The sequence below is a fragment of the Frankia sp. CcMO1 genome (assembly GCF_977945845.1).
On record NZ_CDWTMG010000385.1, the window covers coordinates 1 to 2870 of the forward strand.

Consider the following 2870-nt stretch of genomic DNA (forward strand, 5'->3'; position numbering starts at 1 on the left):
TTTACCATGAAGCGAATCCGGGCACGGCTTAGTACGGAGATGCGGGACCTGCGGGGGATGAACGCGGAAGCGGTCACCCGTCGCCTGAACCCGATTATCAAAGGATGGGCCGCGTACTACCGGCCGGGTGTCTCCAGCGCGTCTTTCAGCGCCCTGGATACGCATATGTGGAAGCTTACCTACAAGTGGGCCAAGCACAGCCACCCGAAGAAGTCGAGGGACTGGATCGTCAAACAGTACTTCGGTCGTTTCAACCGCGCCAGGCAGGACCGCTGGGTTTTCGGTGACCACGTAACCGGCGGCTACCTCCAGAAGTTCTCCTGGACGACGATCGCCCGGCATCATCTCGTTCCTGGAACGGCATCTCCGGATGATCCGAACCTGAGCGAGTACTGGAATGAACGGCGACGCAAGAGCAAACCTCCGCTCAGTCCGGGCAATCTACGGCTGCTCTCACAGCAGCACGGCCGCTGCCCAATCTGCCGAGGACTTCTCTTGCACGTCAGGGGACGTAATGAAGTAACAAATACGTGATCGAGAGCATCATCGCAGGTCACAGGCCTGTGGAGGGTTCGAAACGCGCAAGTTATTTCATTTCGACTCCTCAGAAGCGAGCCCAACAGCCCCCAGGAATGGGAACAGTGGCTTGCCGGGACACGAAAGGAGATCAACCGACAATCGATCGCCCTCAGCCCCGAATCCGGCACGCCGGACGTATCCTCTGCTCACCGCCTCGTGCACACCCACTGCGCCCGACGGCTACCCACCGACGAGCGCGTCGAAACAGCACCTTCGCAGCCTGCGAGCCCCCGGGCTTGCTTGAGCCGTGTGCGTCGTGAGGCGCACGCACGGTTCTGAGGGGGCGGGGGCACAGCAATGTGCCCTCGCTACCCGACACTACTACCTGGGCGGCAAGGACAACTTCCCCGCTGATCGGGAGGCGGCCGAGCAGGCACGGGCCGCCTTCCCGGGCGCCAGCACCGCCGCGGTGGAGAACCGGGCCTCGCCCCGGACGCCCGGATCGTCTACACCGACAACGACCCGATCGTGCTCGCCCACGCTCGCGCCCTGCTCGCCAGCACCCCCGAGGGCCGCACCGCCTACCTCGACGCGGATCTGCGCGACCCGGAGCGCATTCTGGCCGCCCCGGAACTGCGCGACACCCTCGACCTGACCCAGCCAGTCGCCCTGTCCCTGATCGCGATCTTTCATTTTATCCCCGACGCGGATGACCCCTACGGCATCCTCGGCCGGCTGCTGGCGGCCCTGCCATCGGGCAGTTATCTGGCGCTCACCCACGCCACCGCCGACGTCAACCCCGGCATGGAGCAGCTCTTCACCACGTACCGCTCCCGGGGCATCCCCGGGCAGCACCGCACTCGGGCCGAAGTGGAACGGTTCTTTGCCGGCCTGGAGCTCATCGACCCCGGAGTGGAGATGGTCCCTCGGTGGCGGCCGGAGGAGCCCGCCGCCGAGGGCGAGGTGCCGACCGATGCCGAGGTCAGTGTCTACGGCAGCGTCGCCCGCCTCGGGTAACCGCCTCGGGTAGCCACCGGCTCTCACCGGTTGTGCGGCCGCCAGCCGCTGCGGGCCCCGGGCCGGGGGCGGTGCGCTCACGCGGGCGGGTTCACCCGGAGGCGCCGAACGGCTCGAACGGGCCCGCAACGGGCCCGGCCGCACCCGCGCACCCTCCCGGCACCATGCCGAACCGGTCCGGGCGACGACCATGGACGGTATCGTCGGCACCGTGAGTATCGTCGACACCGTGGGCACCGTACGGGTCTTCCTCCTGGACGATCATGAGATCGTCCGGCGCGGCATCCGCGAGATGCTCTCCGAGACCGGTGACATCGAGGTCGTCGGAGAGGCGTCCACCGCGGCGGAGGCACTGCGCCGGATCCCGGCGACGAGGCCGGACGTTGCCGTGCTCGACGCCCGCCTCGAGGACGGCAACGGTATCGACGTCTGCCGGGACCTGCGCTCGGCGCATCCCGAGATCGGCTGCCTGATCCTCACCTCCTACGACGACGATGACGCCCTGTTCGCCGCCATCATGGCCGGGGCCGCCGGCTACCTGCTCAAGCAGATCAGGGGCACGGACTTGGTCGGCGCCATCCGGACGATCGCCGCGGGCCGTTCCCTGCTCGACCCGGCCGTCACCCAGCGGGTCCTCACCCGGTTGCGGGAGGGCCCGGCCGAGGACCGCAAGCTTGCCACCCTCGGCGAGCGGGAACGCCAGATCCTCGTCCTCATCGCGGAGGGGCTGACCAACCGGCAGATCGCCGGGCGGATTCACCTGTCCGAGAAGACGGTGAAGAACTACGTCTCGGCCATCCTGGAGAAGCTAGAGCTGTCCAGCCGCACCCAGGCCGCCGTGTACGCCACCCGCATCGAGAAGTGACGGCGCCCTGAAACGCGACGGCGCCGCGCGGGATGGTCACACCGGACCCACCGGGCGGCGTCAGTCCAGGTGGGCGAGAACCGTCTGCAGGGCCTCGGCGACCGGGACGGCGGTGCGTACCACCGTCGCCGACGGCCAGGGGTCGGCGCGGGCCGCCATCGCCCGGTGGATGGCCATCGTCGCCTCCGACGGATCGGTGCCCGCGGCGGCGCGGCGGCCGATCCGGGCAGCCGCCACCTCCGGTGCCGTCACGCAGTGCAGCTCCACCAGGTCGGCGCAGACGCTTGCGGCGAGCTCGGCGGCGGCCCGGCGGTGACGCGCGCTCGACCAGGAGGCGTCCAGCACCACCCGTTCCCCGCGGGCGAGAGCCGCCCCGGCGCGGCGCAGCATCTCGGCGTACGTCGCGTCGGTGATCTCGGGGGCGTAGCGCCCGGTGCCGAACCGCGGGTCGGAGGTCGCGGGGTCGCCG

At 69.1% G+C, this 2870-nt stretch carries 3 protein-coding genes and 1 pseudogene; 3 read left to right on the forward strand and 1 reads right to left on the reverse strand.

Features of this window, described 5'->3' with window-relative positions:
* The 3 genes and pseudogenes from AC08OU_RS24180 to AC08OU_RS24190 form a co-directional block, all read left to right on the forward strand.
* Nucleotides 1-534: group II intron maturase-specific domain-containing protein (locus tag AC08OU_RS24180; RefSeq protein WP_476605901.1), on the forward strand; the 534-nt coding region annotated here is incomplete at its 5' end.
* Nucleotides 535-898: 364 nt separating this feature from the next.
* Nucleotides 899-1536, forward strand: a pseudogene (locus AC08OU_RS24185) (SAM-dependent methyltransferase); the annotation flags it as partial.
* A gap of 229 nt (nt 1537-1765) precedes the next feature.
* Nucleotides 1766-2401, forward strand: coding sequence for a response regulator (locus AC08OU_RS24190; protein WP_462189125.1), 636 nt, complete (start codon nt 1766-1768; stop codon nt 2399-2401).
* Between the two features lie 60 nt (nt 2402-2461).
* Here the strand turns inward: AC08OU_RS24190 and AC08OU_RS24195 are convergent.
* On the reverse strand, nt 2462-2870 hold a 409-nt coding region (locus AC08OU_RS24195), incomplete at its 5' end, for a P-loop nucleotide/nucleoside kinase family protein (protein ID WP_476605902.1).